We start from the raw sequence: 14989 nt of genomic DNA, 5'->3' as shown, positions 1-14989 counted from the left end.
AAACTACCGTTAATGAAATGAACACTTAACACTATTTTATATTTTTGGCAAAAATTTTAAAACGGTGTTGCAGTTTAACGGTTAATTATTATATTGCGCCACGAAATTTATTTACCTACAGAAAGATGAAAGTTAACAAAATCACGGCTTTAAACATGTTGCTCGCTGTGGCGGTAACGGTGGGTTTTACCAGCTGTAGCAAAAAAAGCTCAGGTGGTGGTAACGTAAGTTCTGCTACCGGTTGGAAAATTAATGACAAAAAAGGTGGTTTCCAGCACAACAACAAGTACAAAAAGCAGGAAGCGGCACCAGGGCTGGTAGAAGTTGAAGGAGGTACCTTTACAATGGGAAGGGTACAAGACGATGTAATGCATGATTGGAACAACACTCCAACCCAGCAACACGTACAATCTTTCTTTATGGATGAAACTGAGGTAACCAATGTAATGTACATGGAATACCTTGACTGGCTTAAGAGGGTTTTCCCTCCAACAGAAGAAAACTACAAAAACATTTATGTAGGTGCTCTACCTGACACACTTGTGTGGAGGAGTTCACTTGGATATAATGAAACTATGGTAAACAACTACCTTAGGCACCCTGGCTACAGCGACTATCCTGTAGTAGGTGTTAGCTGGGTACAAGCCGTAGAATTCAGCAAATGGAGAACAGACCGTGTAAACGAGAACGTTCTTGAAAAAGAAAAATACCTTAAAAAAGACGCTAAGCTTACAGACATAACTGCTGAAAGCACATTTAGCACAGAGTCTTACCTTGAAAGCCCTAACAAAACGTATGGTGGCAACGAGGAACTTGTATATAAAGGACCAGGCAATAAACTAAACGGCAAAGAAGATGCTAAAAACGTTTATGCTCAAAGGACATCGGGCCTTATCCTTCCGGAGTACAGGCTACCAACTGAAGCTGAGTGGGAATACGCTGCTATAGCTCTTGTAGGTAACCGCGAGTACAACCTGTACAGGGGTAACAAAAAATATCCTTGGAAAGGTATGTATACCCGTAACGGTAAAAGGACTAAAAAAGGTGACCAGCTGGCCAACTTTAAACAAGGTAAAGGTGACTACGGAGGAATTGCTCACTGGAGTGATGACAACGCAGACATTACAAACAAAGTTAAATCATACCCTCCAAACGACTTTGGTCTTTATGACATGGCCGGAAACGTTGCAGAATGGGTAGCAGACGTATACCGTCCTATCGTAGACGATGAAGGAAACGACTTCAACTACTACAGGGGTAACGTTTATATGAAAAACAAAATCGGTGAAGACGGACGTGCTGAGCTTGTAACTGCTGAAACTATTCAGTACGATACACTATCTAACGGTCGTATACAATACCGTAACCTTCCTGGACAAATAGCTCAGGAGCCTATCACTAAAAATGATGCTTACCTACGCCAAAACTATACAAGGGGTGATAACAGGAACTTCAGGGATGGTGATAAGCAATCAATCCGTGATTACTACTCATTTGGTGCAGAAGACGGTAAACTAACCGACGAAGGTGCTACTAAAAAGATGTACAACGCTCCTCAAAACGAGTATGGTGTTGACTCTTCAGGTGTAGGACAACCAAAAGAAGATGGTAAACAAAGGACTACTCTTGTAAACGATGACGTAAGGGTATTTAAAGGTGGTTCTTGGAGAGACAGGGCTTACTGGCTGGATCCTGCACAAAGGAGGTACTATCCTCAGGATATGGCTACAGACTACATCGGTTTCCGTTGTGCAATGTCTAAAGTAGGACCAAAATCTAGCAAAAAAACTCCTAGAAACTAATTCTGTAAGACATAAAGTTCAAAAATAATGCCCTAATTTTAGGGCATTATTTTTTTTATATACCCTATGGATATAAACACCCTCTACAACCATTACCTGGAAAGCACCGGCGTATGTACCGATACCCGTAAAATATCTGAAGGCTGTTTCTTTGTAGCTCTTAAAGGCGATAACTTCGACGCCAATACCTTTGCACAGGCTGCACTGAATGCCGGAGCAAAATATGCCCTGATAGACAATCCTGAATACCAGGTCCCCGGAAAAACACTTTTAGTACAAGACAGCCTTACTGCCCTGCAACAACTGGCGCGCCACCACAGGCACACCTTAGGGCTTCCGGTAATAGCGCTAACGGGCAGCAACGGTAAAACCACTACCAAAGAACTTATCAATGCTGTGCTAAGCGCCAAATATAAAACCACAGCTACCATAGGTAACCTGAATAACCATATAGGCGTACCGTTAACCTTATTGTCTTTTACAAAAGATACTGAGATAGGTATTGTGGAAATGGGCGCTAACCACCAAAAGGAAATCGAGTTTTTGTGCACCATAGCCGAACCAAACTTTGGTTACATAACCAATTTTGGCAAAGCACATCTTGAAGGTTTTGGTGGTGTAGAAGGCGTTATAAAAGGCAAGAGTGAACTGTATGCCTACCTTTCGGCACACACAAAAACAGCCTTTGTAAACCTGGATGACCCTATACAAGCCGACAAGACCAAAGACCTGCCCCGCTACACTTTTTCGGCAGGAAAACACAACAGCGATGTAACCGTAGATGCCATTGAGGCAAACCCTATGGTAAGCCTTTACTACAACAATTTCCACATACAATCGCACCTTATAGGCATATACAACGCCGCTAATATTACGGCAGCGATAGCCATAGGCTATCATTTTCGTGTGCCCGATAACCTAATAAAACAGGCTATAGAGGGTTATATACCGGCTAACAACCGCTCGCAGATTACCGAGAAAAACGGCAATAAAATAATACTGGATGCGTATAACGCTAACCCAAGCAGTATGGCAGCGGCTATAGCCAACTTCATTCAGCTTGATGCCGCGCATAAAGTAGCCTTTTTGGGCGATATGTTTGAGTTGGGTACAGAAAGTCCCGAAGAGCACCGCAAGGTAATAGCCCTGCTGGAAGACGAAACGGATGTAGAAACCTACTTTGTAGGGAAAGACTTTTACGCAAACAGCGTACACCTGCCCCACTTCCATTTCTTTGAAACCTTTGACAGCCTAAAAGAATACCTGCACGGCAAGGCATACACTAACAATACAATTTTGATAAAGGGAAGCCGCGGCATGGCCCTGGAACGCACCCTTGACCTTTTATAAAACGAAAAACTCCGGCTTGCACCGGAGTTTTTGCTTTATAAATAGAACATATACATTCTAATAATACAATCTAAAATCAAGCAGCTTGCAAAGCGCGTAGTGCTTTTCGTGGAGTTCTTCTACTATATCCACCACATCATCTGAGTCGCTAAACAGGCTGAAGAACGCCCTGTCCAGTCCGCTGCTGGATATGGACAGCGATGCCTCACCATACCCCGAAACCGCCTTGGCACCGGTAATATCTAAAAAGTATTGCGCCTCCTCCTCATCTAAATCCAGCGGTTTTGAATTAGAAAAATGAAGCACCTTGCCCTTCAGCTTGCCTTCAAACAGTTCAGCTATTTCCTCAAAGCTGTAGTAGTATCCGTTCAGCCGTACATTGTTAGCCTCGCCGGGCATTACCAGGTAAATGATTTCGTAGTTCTTAAAATTATGGTCGTCATACAGCAGTGCACCCAGGCTTTCCTCCAGTCCCTCAATAGTATCGCATGTTTTATAAATGCTGTCTATACCCTGCTCGCGGGCAAGCTGTTGCAGCACATTAAACACTTCGGTTCCCCTATCCTTTTCTACATCGGGTACACCCTCCAGGCAAAAAATAAATTTTTCATCGTCCATACCACAAAGTTACATTTTCAACTGAAAAATATGCGTTAAAATACTTCGTGCTATACCACCTCAGCAGAATATGGCTTACTTTCGCATCCTGAAAACAGTTTCAATACTTTGGCACAAACAGATAACAAACTTACCTACTTTACCGATGCCGTAATGGCTGGCAACACCCTGCCGCAGCGGTTCACTTTCCCGTTTTTTTACGACCCGCACCCGCTTACCCGCATTGCCGCCGAAGCACTGCAGCATTACCTGCAGGAGCAGGCAGCCCTGGATCATAACTTCGGGCTGACTGAGGGGCAGGAAGGCTTGGTTATCGGCAAAATGTTTGGCGTTCTGGTAGTACAGGATAAGGAAGGGAATGTCGGGTATTTGTCGGCTTTCTCAGGCAAACTTGCCGGGAGTAACGACCACGAGCGTTTTGTGCCACCCGTATTTGATATGCTTCTGGAAGACAGTTTTTTTCTAAAGGAACAGTACATATTAAACAGCATTAACGATAAGGTAAAGGAAATTGCTTCGGGTGAAACTTATATCGGGCTAAAGCGCGAATTTGAAACGCTTTCCACTCAGGCTGAAACCGAAATCAATGCTGCCAAAAAGGACCTGAAAGACAATAAAAACCTCCGTAAAAAACAACGACAGGAACAAAAGGCCGTACTCTCAGAAGAAGCTTACGCCGAATTTGAGGCCTATATGATAAAACACAGCCTGCACGACAAGCACCAGTTTAACGTGCAGTGTGCCAACTGGCAGCAAAAGCTGGATGCGCTAACTGCTGAAATAGCCCCATACGAGGAGGAAATGGAAGCTTTGAAAAAAGAACGCAGGGAAAAATCGAATGCGTTGCAGCAGCAGTTATTTGAGCAGTATTCATTTTTAAACCAATACGGCACCACGAAAAGCCTGTACGATATTTTCCGCAATACGGTGTTTGGCAAGCCCCCTGCCGCTGCGGGAGAATGCGCTACGCCAAAACTGCTTCAATACGCATTCCTGCACGGGTACAAGCCTTTGGCAATGGCTGAGTTTTGGTGGGGCGCCCCTCCAAAATCGGAGATACGCCAGCATGGGCAGTTTTACCCGGCCTGTACCGGTAAGTGCAAACCCATACTGGAGCACATGTTGGAGGGCATAGAAACTGAGGACAACCCCTTTGCGCTGAATCCCGGCGAAGGCAAGCAACTGGAAATTGTATACGAAGATGAGCATTTTGTGGTGGTAAACAAGCCCGCCGAACTGCTGTCGGTACCGGGTATACTGGTACAGGACTCAGTATACACCCGCCTGAAATATACCTGGGGCGATACCGAGCCGCTTATCATTCACAGGTTGGATATGGCTACTTCGGGACTATTGGTGGTTGCCAAAACAAAGGATGCCCATAAAGACATACAACGCCAGTTTTTAAAACGCACCGTAACCAAACGCTATAGCGCCCTGCTGAGCAAAGTACTTACCGAGAACGAAGGCGAAATACACCTGCCCTTGCGCGGCGATATAGACGACCGCCCACGGCAGATGGTATGCTATGAATTTGGCAAAAAAGCGGTAACCAAATGGAAAGCCGTACAGAAAAATGAAAGCACTACCAAAGTACACTTTTGGCCGCTTACCGGGCGTACACACCAGCTGCGCATGCACGCCGCCCACGAAACGGGACTCAACGCACCTATTGTAGGCGATGACCTCTACGGCACTGCCGCCGAAAGGCTGCACCTGCACGCTGCCTACCTGGAGTTTGTGCATCCGGCAACGGGAAAAACCGTAACCTTTGAAGCTGCGGAGGAGTTTTAATGGGTAGCATTTAGTTCTACAAAACAGTTAAATACTACAATTCAGCATTCTACAAATTATAGCTTTCTATACAGAGTTTTTCAGACAAAGCCCACAAAGTTTTTTCACGGAGGACACAAGGCAAGGATTACCCGCCTGCGGCGGAAGGGCACAAAACAGGGATGTAAAACTTCGTGGACTTTGTGAAAAAACTTTGTGTACCTGGTGGTAAAAAACCAGGAAGTAATCAGGAAACTAATTCTATTCTACCCCAGGCCAGGTTATAGTAGCACCCGGTGCTAAACTTAGCACACCTGAATTTAACGATAGCGGTACTATAGCCGTTTTTCTGGGTTCTACGGTTGTAGTAGAAAAATGTGTATGGAATACATACTGCATAGCACCCGCAGCATCATAAAAGATATCACCGTGGCCGGTTCCGGGATACCCCAGCAGCGCCTTCGAAATGATGGGGCTGCCGGATTGTTTTACCCATGGGCCTGTAGGGTTACTTGAAGTAGCGTAACCCACGGCATAATCCGGGTTCCTGAAATCGTTAGCCGAATACACCAGGTAATACAGGCTGCCGCTTTTAAACACGGTAGGGCCTTCGGTTACACCCCACGATGCGTTTTGGGTATTCTCCCACTGCTCTGTAGCGTGCACACATTCGGTAAGTGTACCGGGTTTCACAGCGCTGAAATCGTCTTCCAGCTCTGCCACAAAAACGCGGTTTCCATCATCCAGGCGCACGTGGTACAGATAAATTTTACCGTTATCAAAAAACACAAACGGGTCTATCTGCTTACCGTCGCTTGGTATAGGGTTGCCCACATTGGTAAACGGCCCCAGCGGGCTGTTGCTTTCGGCTATAGCTATATGCTCATTAGCGGTATACGCCATGTAAAACTTGTTGTTATGCTGAAAAATCTGCGGGGCCCAAAAGCCGGTATCGCCATAACCGTCACCTTTTTTAAAGGCAAAGCCGTCATGGAGTCCGGCAGGGCCGCTCCAGATTTCAAGATCCGTAGAGGTATATACCAAAAACCCTTCGCCCGGTATGTTCGGGTCGCCTTTGGTACCGTATAAATAATAAGTGCCGTTTTGGGCAAATATGGTCGGGTCGGCCAGATAAGGGTTAAGCTTGGTAGTGGTAACCTGCCCTTTTTTATCGTCAGCACTGCACATTACCAGGGCAGGCAACGCCAGCAGGCACAGTATTACTTTTGCAAATAGTTTCATGGATTTGGTTTTAACAGATTGTAGTGTCTATTTCGTTTTCGCAAAATAGCCGATTAAAACCCGAAACGTTGCAACCGATTCATTCCGGAATCTGTTCAAATTGTGCCAATATCCGGTATAGGAGGCCTTTTTAACCTGAAATGTGGAAAATGCAGGAAGGATTGAGGTGGTTGGGGAACACTAATCCCGATAGCTATCGGGACAGATTGGGCGGACTTACACAGTTTTTTTTAGATATGAGTAAGCATTCCCCTCCACCGGAGGGGTGCCCGCCGCGGCGGGCGGGGTGGTTAAATGAATTAAACTACATATCAATTTTTAAAACCTTGTAGCTGTACCCAAATTTTCATAAAACAAAAAAACCTCCAGCGTTATGCTGAAGGTTTTTAAGGGTTGGGTTGGTGCTATACTTTTTATTGTTTTGTTGCTGTAGTGTCAGCAGCAGCAGCTGTAGTGTCAGCAGCAGGAGCAGCAGTAGTATCTACAGTAGCAGCAGTAGTATCTGCAGCAACTTCAGTTGTTTCTGGCTCAGTTGTTTCTGGTTTTTTGTCTCCACAGCTTACAAAGCTAAATGCAGTTGCAAGAACTACAGCGGCTAATACAAATTGCTTTTTCATGATTATAAGTTTTAAAAATTATTATTTCGGTTAATTCTTGTACAAATGTATCACGCTTATACCGCCGTTTTTTGGAGAAAGGGTGAAATGGGGTTTTCACTTGGTAAAAGCAATAGGAAAAGCATGTAAAAATGGATTACCTTTACAGTACTAACACTAACAGCAAACCTTAGCCGCATGTATCGCCCTATTTTACGACTGTTTTTACTGCTTACAGCACTGCTGGCAGCCCCGCTGTTACAGGCACAGGAGGCTAAAAAGGAAACACCCGCCGAAATAAAAAAAGCGGCCGGTAACCTGGAAAAAGCGCTGATAGAAAACGACGATTATAAAATAGCCCACAACTACGAGCTGTTGGCGCAGGAATTTGCCGATAAAGACGATTTACCCCAGGCAGGCAAAAACCTGCTAAAAGCCCTTGACATATACACTCGTGCTAAAGATGCCGACAGGCGCGCACGGGTATTGCGCAGCATAGCCAAAATACAGGAACGGCAAAAACAGTGGGGACCAGCGTTGCAGAGTTATAAGTCTGCGGCGGAGAGTGCTACCGGAAATGCCCTGAAAACGCTAAACAACAACGACTATAATCGCCTGCGCAGCCGGGGTAATTTAGTCATCGAGGCGCGGTACCTGGACCACAACATACAGCTGCTTAAAAAAGGCAATAATAAAAGAGAGGTTACCGATGCCTATGTACAACTGGCACTACTGAACCTGAAACAGGCCGATAGTTCTAATGCGCTGGAACAGTACCGCAGGGCACTGCCTTATGCCGCAAACCTGCCGGGCAGGGAGTTTAAAATTTATGGCGAAATTGCCAAGTTGTATGTTTCAGGTAAGCGGTATGATGAAGCGGTGCAAATTGTAAAGCGGCTATTAGCAAAAGCCGCAGCAGTTAACGACACAGATACCCAGGTAGCCCAGCAACAATACCTTGCGGGCATTTACTTTGAAACGGGCGATACCGATAATGCAGTAAGCACGCTGAAAGAAGCCTATAGATTAGCAGAGGCAAACGGTAAAACATTTGACGCGCGAGAGAGTCTGCTGAAACTGGCCGATTACTACAAATCAAACGGGGCCGACACCACAAGCCTGGCACTGTATGAAGGCTTCCTGAAGAACCTGGACCGTATTATCCTCTCGGATAAATCGCTTACCGATGCCAAAACCTTTAAGGTTACCGAAGAACGTATACGTACCCTGGAAAACGAAAAGAAACTAAAGGACGAGCTGATAAGCCGCAAAAACCTGTTTAGTTACTTCCTGCTGGTTGCCACAGTAGTACTGCTGTTCCTTTTAGGATTCATTGTAAAGGCATTGCGCTCTATAAAAACCAAGAACAAGGAAATCGCGCTGCAATCGTTGCGCCTGGAAATGAACCCGCATTTCCTGTTTAACAGCCTTAACAGCGTAAACCAGTTTATAGCACAAAACAATGAGTTGGCCGCCAATAAGTACCTTACCTCCTACTCTAACCTGATGCGGAATACGATGGAAAATTCCAATAAGGATTTTATTACCCTGGCCAATGAAACAGAGAACCTTACCAAATACCTGGAGTTGGAGTACCTGCGTTTTAAAGATAAATTTGCCTTTGAAATCCATGTAGATGAAAAACTGGACCCCGATGCCGTATGGGTGCCAAACATGGTATTGCAGCCGCACCTGGAAAACGCCATTTGGCATGGGCTGCGTTACCGCGAAACCAAGGGGTTACTGAAACTGGCTTTTTCATTGGAAGGAAAAAATGTACGCATAACCATAGATGATAACGGCATAGGTATAACCAAAAGCAACGAACTGAAAACGCATAACCAAAAGGCGCACCAGTCGCGCGGGATGAACAATACCGGCGAACGTATGACGTTACTAAACGAACTGTACAAGATGAACATGACGTTTAGCGTAGACGAAAAACTGCCTCCCGAAAGCGGTACTGTAGTTACCGTAACCATTCCCCTAATACACAAACCGCAATGAATATAACCAAGATAAGAAGCGTAATAGTAGAAGATGAAGCGGCAGCACGCGAGGTGCTGAAAAGCTACCTTACCAAATACTGCCCGCAGGTAGAGGTGGTGGGCGAAGCGCAAAACAGCCGTGAAGCCGTGCCACTACTGCACGAACTGAAACCACAGCTGGTATTCCTGGATGTGGAAATGCCGTTTGGTAATGCGTTTGACGTGCTGGAGGCCTGCGCCGGGCTCGATTTCCAAACGATTTTTGTTACGGCATTCTCAGAATATTCATTAAAGGCGCTGAACATGAGTGCGGCTTACTACCTACTAAAACCCATAAGTATAGAGGATTTAATAGTAGCAGTAAACAAGGTTCACCAGCAGGTAATGAATAAGGAACTGTTTAACCGCAATCGTGTTATTGTAGAAAACTTCCGTGAGCCTAAGCCCGAAAAACAACAAGTGATACTCCCCACTATGGAGGGCTTTGAGGTGGTAAAAATGGAAGAAATAATGCGCCTTAAAGGCAATGGCAACTTTACCGACCTGTACCTTACAAACGGCACCAAAAAAATGGCATGCCGCTTTTTAAAGCACTTTGACGAAATGCTGCCCCTGCCGTTTATACGCGTACACAAGTCGCATATAGTAAACCTCAACTTTGTAAAGCTGTACAACAAAGGAGGCTACATAACCCTTCAAGACAACACCGAAATAGAAATTTCGCCTACCTACAAGGAAGATTTTTTACGCAATTTTAAATAGAATCTCCTGAATTAATTAAAAACATACATAATATCCAGCGTGTGGGCTTTTGCGGGTGGCCTGTCGGGTAGTATTTTAAATTTCTCGCGCTTGTAGCCTACGGTAAGCTTACCCGCAGTAAAGGTTTTGCTTACTAAAAACCTAAACTCGCGCGAATCTGCATAGCGTTCGCCCAAGGCGGGGTCTTTTAAAAAGTACCATACATAACCGCTTTGTACCGCCCAGGAATCAAGATTTATTTCCTTCAGGTTATAATTTGCACCTACATCAAAAGTGGTACGTATGTAGTTTTCGTCCGGCGCATCATGATACAGGAAGTTCCTCCATTCCACGTGTACTTCCTGTTCTATATTTAGTCCTTCTATAATGTCTGTCCTGAGCCTTACCCCCACCCACGGGCGTAATTCTACACTGTTTACAATCTCTTTATCAAAAGTATACTGGGCTGTAAACCCCGTAAGCAGCGTCCAGTTTTTGTAGGCATAGTTGGCTCCGCCATTTACACCTATGCGGCTCCACCCCACCTCGTCATAAATATGTTTCCATATACCCGATGTGGTGTAGGTCCATTGTTCTTTCTTAAAGTTTTTACCCACGGTAACGTTTGTAAAAAAGTCATCTTGCCCATACATAGTAGCTACAGAAAAAACAACCATGGCTATAATCCAAACAATCTTTTTCATGTGTTATTTAACGCTTTTAACCAACCTGAATCCTGTATGGTTCATGCCCGTATCTTCAGAGTTTGCCATCCTGGCCGAAACCCTGTAACTGCTACAGTAACTATCGTTACATAAAAAGCTGCCGCCCCTTACTACCCTTTTTGATGCAGAAGGGTCTTGTGGGTAATTATAATTCTTAGGCCCCTGCGGATTGTTTTTTACGCCATTTGCTACAAGCGTTTTATAATAATCCACATCCATTTTATCCAGGCACATTTCCCATACATTTCCGGCCATATCATACAGGCCATAACCGTTAGCCTTATAGCTCTTTACGGGTGCAGTATAGTAGTAGCCGTCTTTCTTGGTATTCTCTGTAGGGAAGTTACCTGTCCAGTAATTACACTTCGCGGCTCCTTTTTCCACATATTCGTTGCCCCAGGGGTAGGTGGCATTTTTAAGTCCGCCACGTGCTGCCCACTCCCACTCTGCTTCGGTAGGCAGGCGCATACCCGCCCACTTGGCATAAGCCAAGGCATCGTAATATGAAATATGCACTACCGGGTGGTTTTCCAGCCCTTTTAAATCACTTTTAGGCCCTTGCGGATGTTTCCAGTCAGCTCCTTTTACCCATTGCCACCATTGCGAATAATCGTCGAGGCCTTTTACAGCGGGTGGTGCTACAAATACCATCGATCCGGCTTTCAGCATTTCGTCGCTCGGCTTAGGTGTGCCCGGCGGCAATTCTTTTTTCAGCTGTTCCCAGTCTACCGGTTTTTCGGCGGTAGTAATGTAGCCTGTTTCCTTTACAAACTTTGCAAACTCGGCATTGGTTACCTCGTGCTCCTGCATATAAAAACTGTTTACGCTTACCTCATGTTGCGGCAGTTCGCGCGGCAGTGCCCACTTGTCGCCGTTAGATCCCTGCATGTACGTTCCGGCAGGAATAAGTATCAGCTTATTATCGCCTTTAGCATCTGCCAATGCGCCCGAAGCCGCCATAATCTGTGCCGACCTGCTGCTGGAATTTTCACAATTCGCAGCAATGATGGCATCAGCCTTATTGACTTTTTCGCAACAGCTTTTATTAGCTGTTACTGTTTCTTCCTTCTTTTTACAGGCAGATAACGATAGTAATAGTGCAAGGCAAAAGTATTTCATAGTTAGCTTCGGGACGTACCCGTTTATTGGTTTTAAAAACTGCGACCTATAACAATACCTAAAATATAACTGTCATAGGCGTTCCAGCGAAAATCATAATTCAGTCCTGCTGCTACTTCCCATTTTTCACCTATTTCAATGCCGTATTCGTAGCCGATGCGGTTTAAAAAAAGGTTTTCCTCTTTTGCAAATTCGGCTCCGGCACCAAACATTACGGTATGGTGGCCAAACCTTCTGCTGCCCATTATGGCAGGCGCTATAGGGTAACTCCTTTCAAGGGTTTTACCTTCAGAGCTCAGGTTTTCTTCTACCGCAAATTTTTCAATGATAATGTCAGTATGCAATCCCAGGCTCCACTTTTCACAAATCCTGTAATCATAGTCTAAGCTAAATCCCGGCAGGGTAAGCCACTTGTTACCCGAACCGTCTATGCCGCTGGAAATGTTAACGTGGGTAAGTGCCACGCCTATTTTATGGTGGTTTTCTTTGGCTTCCCCCTGGGCATGCACGCCCATACAAGATAGCAAAAAACCGATTATGTATACAGCTTTTTTCATTATTAGTGCTTTACCTTTTATTTAGGAAACAGGAATATTACCACAGCCCTCCATCCCCAGTCTGCCTTAGCGCCATCGGGCGCGGCAAGGTTAAACCTGGGGCCTATGGCTAACGATACCTTTTGGGTACCTAGGCTGGTTAGGCCACTTACGGTGGGGTTTAGCCAAATTGTAGTATCGCTGCTTTGCCAGTTTTGGGTCAGTTCCATATTAGCGCCAAGCCCGGCTCCGCTTTTCCAGTTATAGGTTACAAACGGTTGCAGGAACATTTGGCTTACATCGGCCCTGTCGCTACTGCCGGCCACACTCCATATCTGGTTTGCCAGCGCGCCCATTGTCCAGCCGTTCATTTGCTTCAGCACTACGGCAGTGGGGCCTACGCCAAACTTTTTTGTAGTAAGCAATTCTTCAGTACCGGTAGGTATAAGCAGCACCGGGCCTGCACCCCATGTAAGGCCATTTTTAGACGCTTTGGGGCTAAAAAATCCGCTTACCACGGCATCGCTAAGGCCGTTTTGTTTACTGCCTTCGCCATATACGTTGTACTGGGTTATTACCGGCAATATTACCCTGCCTATAAGATTCCAGTTTTCACTAATGCTTATAGGAACTACCGGTTGTATGTTCATGGTATTACGGGTGCCGTTGTGCGGACCTATACCGTAATCAGTATTGTTTTGAAAAGGGACGCTTATTAACGACGCTATAGGATTAGAGAGCTTTTTAGCCAGCTCGGCAGCATCATCCTGGGCTCTAAGATTAAAAACACCACTAATAAAAATGATAAGTATTGTAGTAATTTTTTTCATAAGCCTGACTTTGGGTTAATAACCTAAAAGGCTACCGCACAAAAAATCCGGCAGCCTTTCAGGACTTTTAATACTATAAATGAACGCTATAAATATTAGGCTGTGCTACTGTTTTGCGTTAGCACTTAATATTTGCTGTATAGCATTATTAATATCCAGTGATGCCGAGGCCTGCCTTGGAGGGAACTCTTTAAAGGTATTTAAGTGCTCTGTAAGGATACCTATAGCAGGCTGCATAACCCACGATTTCTTCATCATAAGTTCAAAACCGGTTACGTCGTCATAATGCTCAAAAGGGTCTTTTCTCAGGTTGAATAGCTTTGGCATGGTATGCGAAACCATGTCATCAAAATAACGCTCTTTAGTAGCAAAGTGCATTTTCCATGGACCCACCCTTATGGCTGTAAGCTTGGTTTCGTAGTAATAAAAGAAGTGGTTACGGGCAGATTCTTTAGATTTTCCTGTCCAGTAATCCAGGTTGTTAAAACCATCAATATGAACCTTGTATGTCATATTTCCTATTTTCTTGCCTTTTTTAAGTTCTTCGGTAATGTTAGGGTTACCCACTGCAGCCATTAGCGTAGGCAGTACGTCTTCGTGAGATGAAATTCCGTTAAGGTACGTACCGGCAGGAATTTTACCCGGCCATCTTACCAGGAATGGAGAACGAAGGCCACCTTCCCAGGTAGTCATTTTTTCGCCACGGAACATGGTAGTACCGGCATCGGGCCAGGTGCTTTGTTCAGGGCCGTTATCTGTAGTATAGATAACAATAGTATTTTCGGCAAGTCCGCTCTCATCCAGGTATTTAAGCAGTTCGCCTACCTGCATATCGTGTTCCATAAATCCACTACCAAATTTATCCACATCTGAACTTATATTGCCGGCAAGGTTTTCATGCTCTTTTTTAAGGTGGGTATATACGTGCATACGGCTTGAAGCAAACCATAAGAAGAATGGCTTATCAGCTTTTTTTGCCCTGCCCATGAAATCTTTAGAACGGGCTACAAGATCGTCGTCAAATGTAGTCATACGTTCTATGGTAAGCGGGCCGGTATCTTTAATACGTTGTTTGCCCACTTTACCAAAACGAGGATCTACCGTAGGGTCATCTTTATCAGACGCATACGCTTCTATAACACCCCTTGGTCCGTATTTTTCTGCAAATTCTTTTGTTTTCGGGTAATCCGGCTGATATGGCTCTTCAGATACGTTTAAGTGGTACAGGTTACCGTAAAACTCATCAAAACCATGCACAGTAGGCAAGTGTTCGTTGCGGTCGCCCAGGTGGTTTTTACCATACTGGGCAGTCATGTACCCCAGTGGTTTCAATAGCTCGGCTATTGTAGGGTCTTCCGGTTTTAGTCCCAGTGGGTTACCCGGCTGGCCTACAGTAGTAAGCCCGGTGCGGGCAGGTACCTGTCCGGTTATAAATGCGGCACGGCCTGCGGTACAGCTGGGCTGAGAGTAATGGTCTGTAAACAGAGCTCCTTCTTTTGCAATCCGGTCTATGTTAGGTGTAGGATATTGCATACCCAATGAATATGCACTAAGGGAATTTGGCGCAACGTCGTCTACCATTATTACAACAATGTTAGGTTTTTTTTGCGCATAGCCAAATGCCGAGAGTAGCACTATGGCTGCAAGTAATTTTTTTTTCATAATTCAC

13 protein-coding genes are annotated in these 14989 nt (G+C 45.0%); 5 read left to right on the top strand and 8 right to left on the bottom strand.

Annotated features, from left to right (window positions below):
* Window positions 1-125: 125 nt before the first annotated feature.
* Together gldJ and ACLI1A_RS15040 are read left to right on the top strand one after the other, a co-directional pair.
* Window positions 126-1802, top strand: coding sequence for a gliding motility lipoprotein GldJ (gene gldJ / locus ACLI1A_RS15045; RefSeq protein ID WP_411409504.1), 1677 nt, complete (start codon window positions 126-128; stop codon window positions 1800-1802).
* A gap of 66 nt (window positions 1803-1868) precedes the next feature.
* Window positions 1869-3152 carry a UDP-N-acetylmuramoyl-tripeptide--D-alanyl-D-alanine ligase gene (locus ACLI1A_RS15040; RefSeq protein WP_411409503.1) on the top strand — a complete coding sequence of 428 codons (1284 nt, stop codon included), beginning with the start codon at window positions 1869-1871 and terminating at the stop codon, window positions 3150-3152.
* Window positions 3153-3209: 57 nt separating this feature from the next.
* Here ACLI1A_RS15040 and ACLI1A_RS15035 read toward each other — a convergent pair whose 3' ends face one another.
* Window positions 3210-3770 (bottom strand): DUF6642 family protein, encoded by a 561-nt coding sequence (locus tag ACLI1A_RS15035; RefSeq protein WP_411409502.1) that lies wholly within the window; start codon window positions 3768-3770, stop codon window positions 3210-3212.
* A gap of 108 nt (window positions 3771-3878) precedes the next feature.
* Here ACLI1A_RS15035 and ACLI1A_RS15030 point away from each other — a divergent pair, with 108 nt between their 5' ends.
* The gene (locus ACLI1A_RS15030) at window positions 3879-5564 is read left to right on the top strand and encodes a pseudouridine synthase (RefSeq protein ID WP_411409501.1); all 1686 of its coding nucleotides are present in this window, start codon (window positions 3879-3881) and stop codon (window positions 5562-5564) included.
* 240 nt (window positions 5565-5804) lie between these two features.
* Here ACLI1A_RS15030 and ACLI1A_RS15025 read toward each other — a convergent pair whose 3' ends face one another.
* Together ACLI1A_RS15025 and ACLI1A_RS15020 are read right to left on the bottom strand one after the other, a co-directional pair.
* Window positions 5805-6785: a glycoside hydrolase family 43 protein gene (locus ACLI1A_RS15025; RefSeq protein WP_411409500.1), complete on the bottom strand. Its 981-nt coding sequence runs from the start codon at window positions 6783-6785 to the stop codon at window positions 5805-5807.
* Window positions 6786-7198: 413 nt separating this feature from the next.
* Window positions 7199-7402 carry a hypothetical protein gene (locus ACLI1A_RS15020; RefSeq protein WP_411409499.1) on the bottom strand — a complete coding sequence of 68 codons (204 nt, stop codon included), beginning with the start codon at window positions 7400-7402 and terminating at the stop codon, window positions 7199-7201.
* Window positions 7403-7579: 177 nt separating this feature from the next.
* On the opposite strand from ACLI1A_RS15020, the gene ACLI1A_RS15015 reads away from it, so the two are divergent.
* Together ACLI1A_RS15015 and ACLI1A_RS15010 are read left to right on the top strand one after the other, a co-directional pair.
* Window positions 7580-9388 carry a histidine kinase gene (locus ACLI1A_RS15015; RefSeq protein WP_411409498.1) on the top strand — a complete coding sequence of 603 codons (1809 nt, stop codon included), beginning with the start codon at window positions 7580-7582 and terminating at the stop codon, window positions 9386-9388.
* Window positions 9385-10131 carry a LytR/AlgR family response regulator transcription factor gene (locus ACLI1A_RS15010; RefSeq protein WP_411409497.1) on the top strand — a complete coding sequence of 249 codons (747 nt, stop codon included), beginning with the start codon at window positions 9385-9387 and terminating at the stop codon, window positions 10129-10131. Before ACLI1A_RS15015 ends, ACLI1A_RS15010 begins: the two co-directional genes overlap by 4 nt.
* A gap of 11 nt (window positions 10132-10142) precedes the next feature.
* On the opposite strand, the gene ACLI1A_RS15005 is transcribed toward ACLI1A_RS15010, so the two are convergent.
* From ACLI1A_RS15005 to ACLI1A_RS14985, 5 genes are all read right to left on the bottom strand, one after another.
* On the bottom strand, window positions 10143-10814 hold the full coding sequence (locus ACLI1A_RS15005; protein ID WP_411409496.1) for a hypothetical protein: 672 nt from the start codon (window positions 10812-10814) through the stop codon (window positions 10143-10145).
* A gap of 3 nt (window positions 10815-10817) precedes the next feature.
* Window positions 10818-11954: a formylglycine-generating enzyme family protein gene (locus ACLI1A_RS15000; RefSeq protein WP_411409495.1), complete on the bottom strand. Its 1137-nt coding sequence runs from the start codon at window positions 11952-11954 to the stop codon at window positions 10818-10820.
* 32 nt (window positions 11955-11986) lie between these two features.
* Window positions 11987-12511, bottom strand: coding sequence for a hypothetical protein (locus ACLI1A_RS14995; protein ID WP_411409494.1), 525 nt, complete (start codon window positions 12509-12511; stop codon window positions 11987-11989).
* Window positions 12512-12528: 17 nt separating this feature from the next.
* Window positions 12529-13320, bottom strand: coding sequence for a hypothetical protein (locus ACLI1A_RS14990; RefSeq protein ID WP_411409493.1), 792 nt, complete (start codon window positions 13318-13320; stop codon window positions 12529-12531).
* A 105-nt stretch (window positions 13321-13425) separates the two neighbouring features.
* On the bottom strand, window positions 13426-14982 hold the full coding sequence (locus ACLI1A_RS14985) for an arylsulfatase (RefSeq protein ID WP_411409492.1): 1557 nt from the start codon (window positions 14980-14982) through the stop codon (window positions 13426-13428).
* Between the last annotated feature and the right edge of the window lie 7 nt (window positions 14983-14989).

The organism is Flavobacterium sp. RHBU_3, from assembly GCF_046613565.1.
Taxonomy (GTDB): domain Bacteria; phylum Bacteroidota; class Bacteroidia; order Flavobacteriales; family Flavobacteriaceae; genus Flavobacterium.
Note: the sequence above shows the minus strand (reverse complement) of the source record. Positions and strands in the feature narration are given on the sequence as shown.

Excerpts from the sequence above, each read along its gene's own strand:
- ACLI1A_RS15010 (WP_411409497.1), top strand. The coding sequence starts at position 9,385 with ATGAATATAACCAAGATAAGAAGCGTAATAGTAGAAGATGAAGCGGCA.
- ACLI1A_RS15005 (WP_411409496.1), bottom strand. The coding sequence starts at position 10,814 with ATGAAAAAGATTGTTTGGATTATAGCCATGGTTGTTTTTTCTGTAGCT.
- ACLI1A_RS15035 (WP_411409502.1), bottom strand. The coding sequence starts at position 3,770 with ATGGACGATGAAAAATTTATTTTTTGCCTGGAGGGTGTACCCGATGTA.
- ACLI1A_RS15020 (WP_411409499.1), bottom strand. The coding sequence starts at position 7,402 with ATGAAAAAGCAATTTGTATTAGCCGCTGTAGTTCTTGCAACTGCATTT.
- ACLI1A_RS14995 (WP_411409494.1), bottom strand. The coding sequence starts at position 12,511 with ATGAAAAAAGCTGTATACATAATCGGTTTTTTGCTATCTTGTATGGGC.
- gldJ (WP_411409504.1), top strand. The coding sequence starts at position 126 with ATGAAAGTTAACAAAATCACGGCTTTAAACATGTTGCTCGCTGTGGCG.
- ACLI1A_RS15025 (WP_411409500.1), bottom strand. The coding sequence starts at position 6,785 with ATGAAACTATTTGCAAAAGTAATACTGTGCCTGCTGGCGTTGCCTGCC.
- ACLI1A_RS14985 (WP_411409492.1), bottom strand. The coding sequence starts at position 14,982 with ATGAAAAAAAAATTACTTGCAGCCATAGTGCTACTCTCGGCATTTGGC.
- ACLI1A_RS15015 (WP_411409498.1), top strand. The coding sequence starts at position 7,580 with ATGTATCGCCCTATTTTACGACTGTTTTTACTGCTTACAGCACTGCTG.
- ACLI1A_RS14990 (WP_411409493.1), bottom strand. The coding sequence starts at position 13,320 with ATGAAAAAAATTACTACAATACTTATCATTTTTATTAGTGGTGTTTTT.
- ACLI1A_RS15000 (WP_411409495.1), bottom strand. The coding sequence starts at position 11,954 with ATGAAATACTTTTGCCTTGCACTATTACTATCGTTATCTGCCTGTAAA.
- ACLI1A_RS15040 (WP_411409503.1), top strand. The coding sequence starts at position 1,869 with ATGGATATAAACACCCTCTACAACCATTACCTGGAAAGCACCGGCGTA.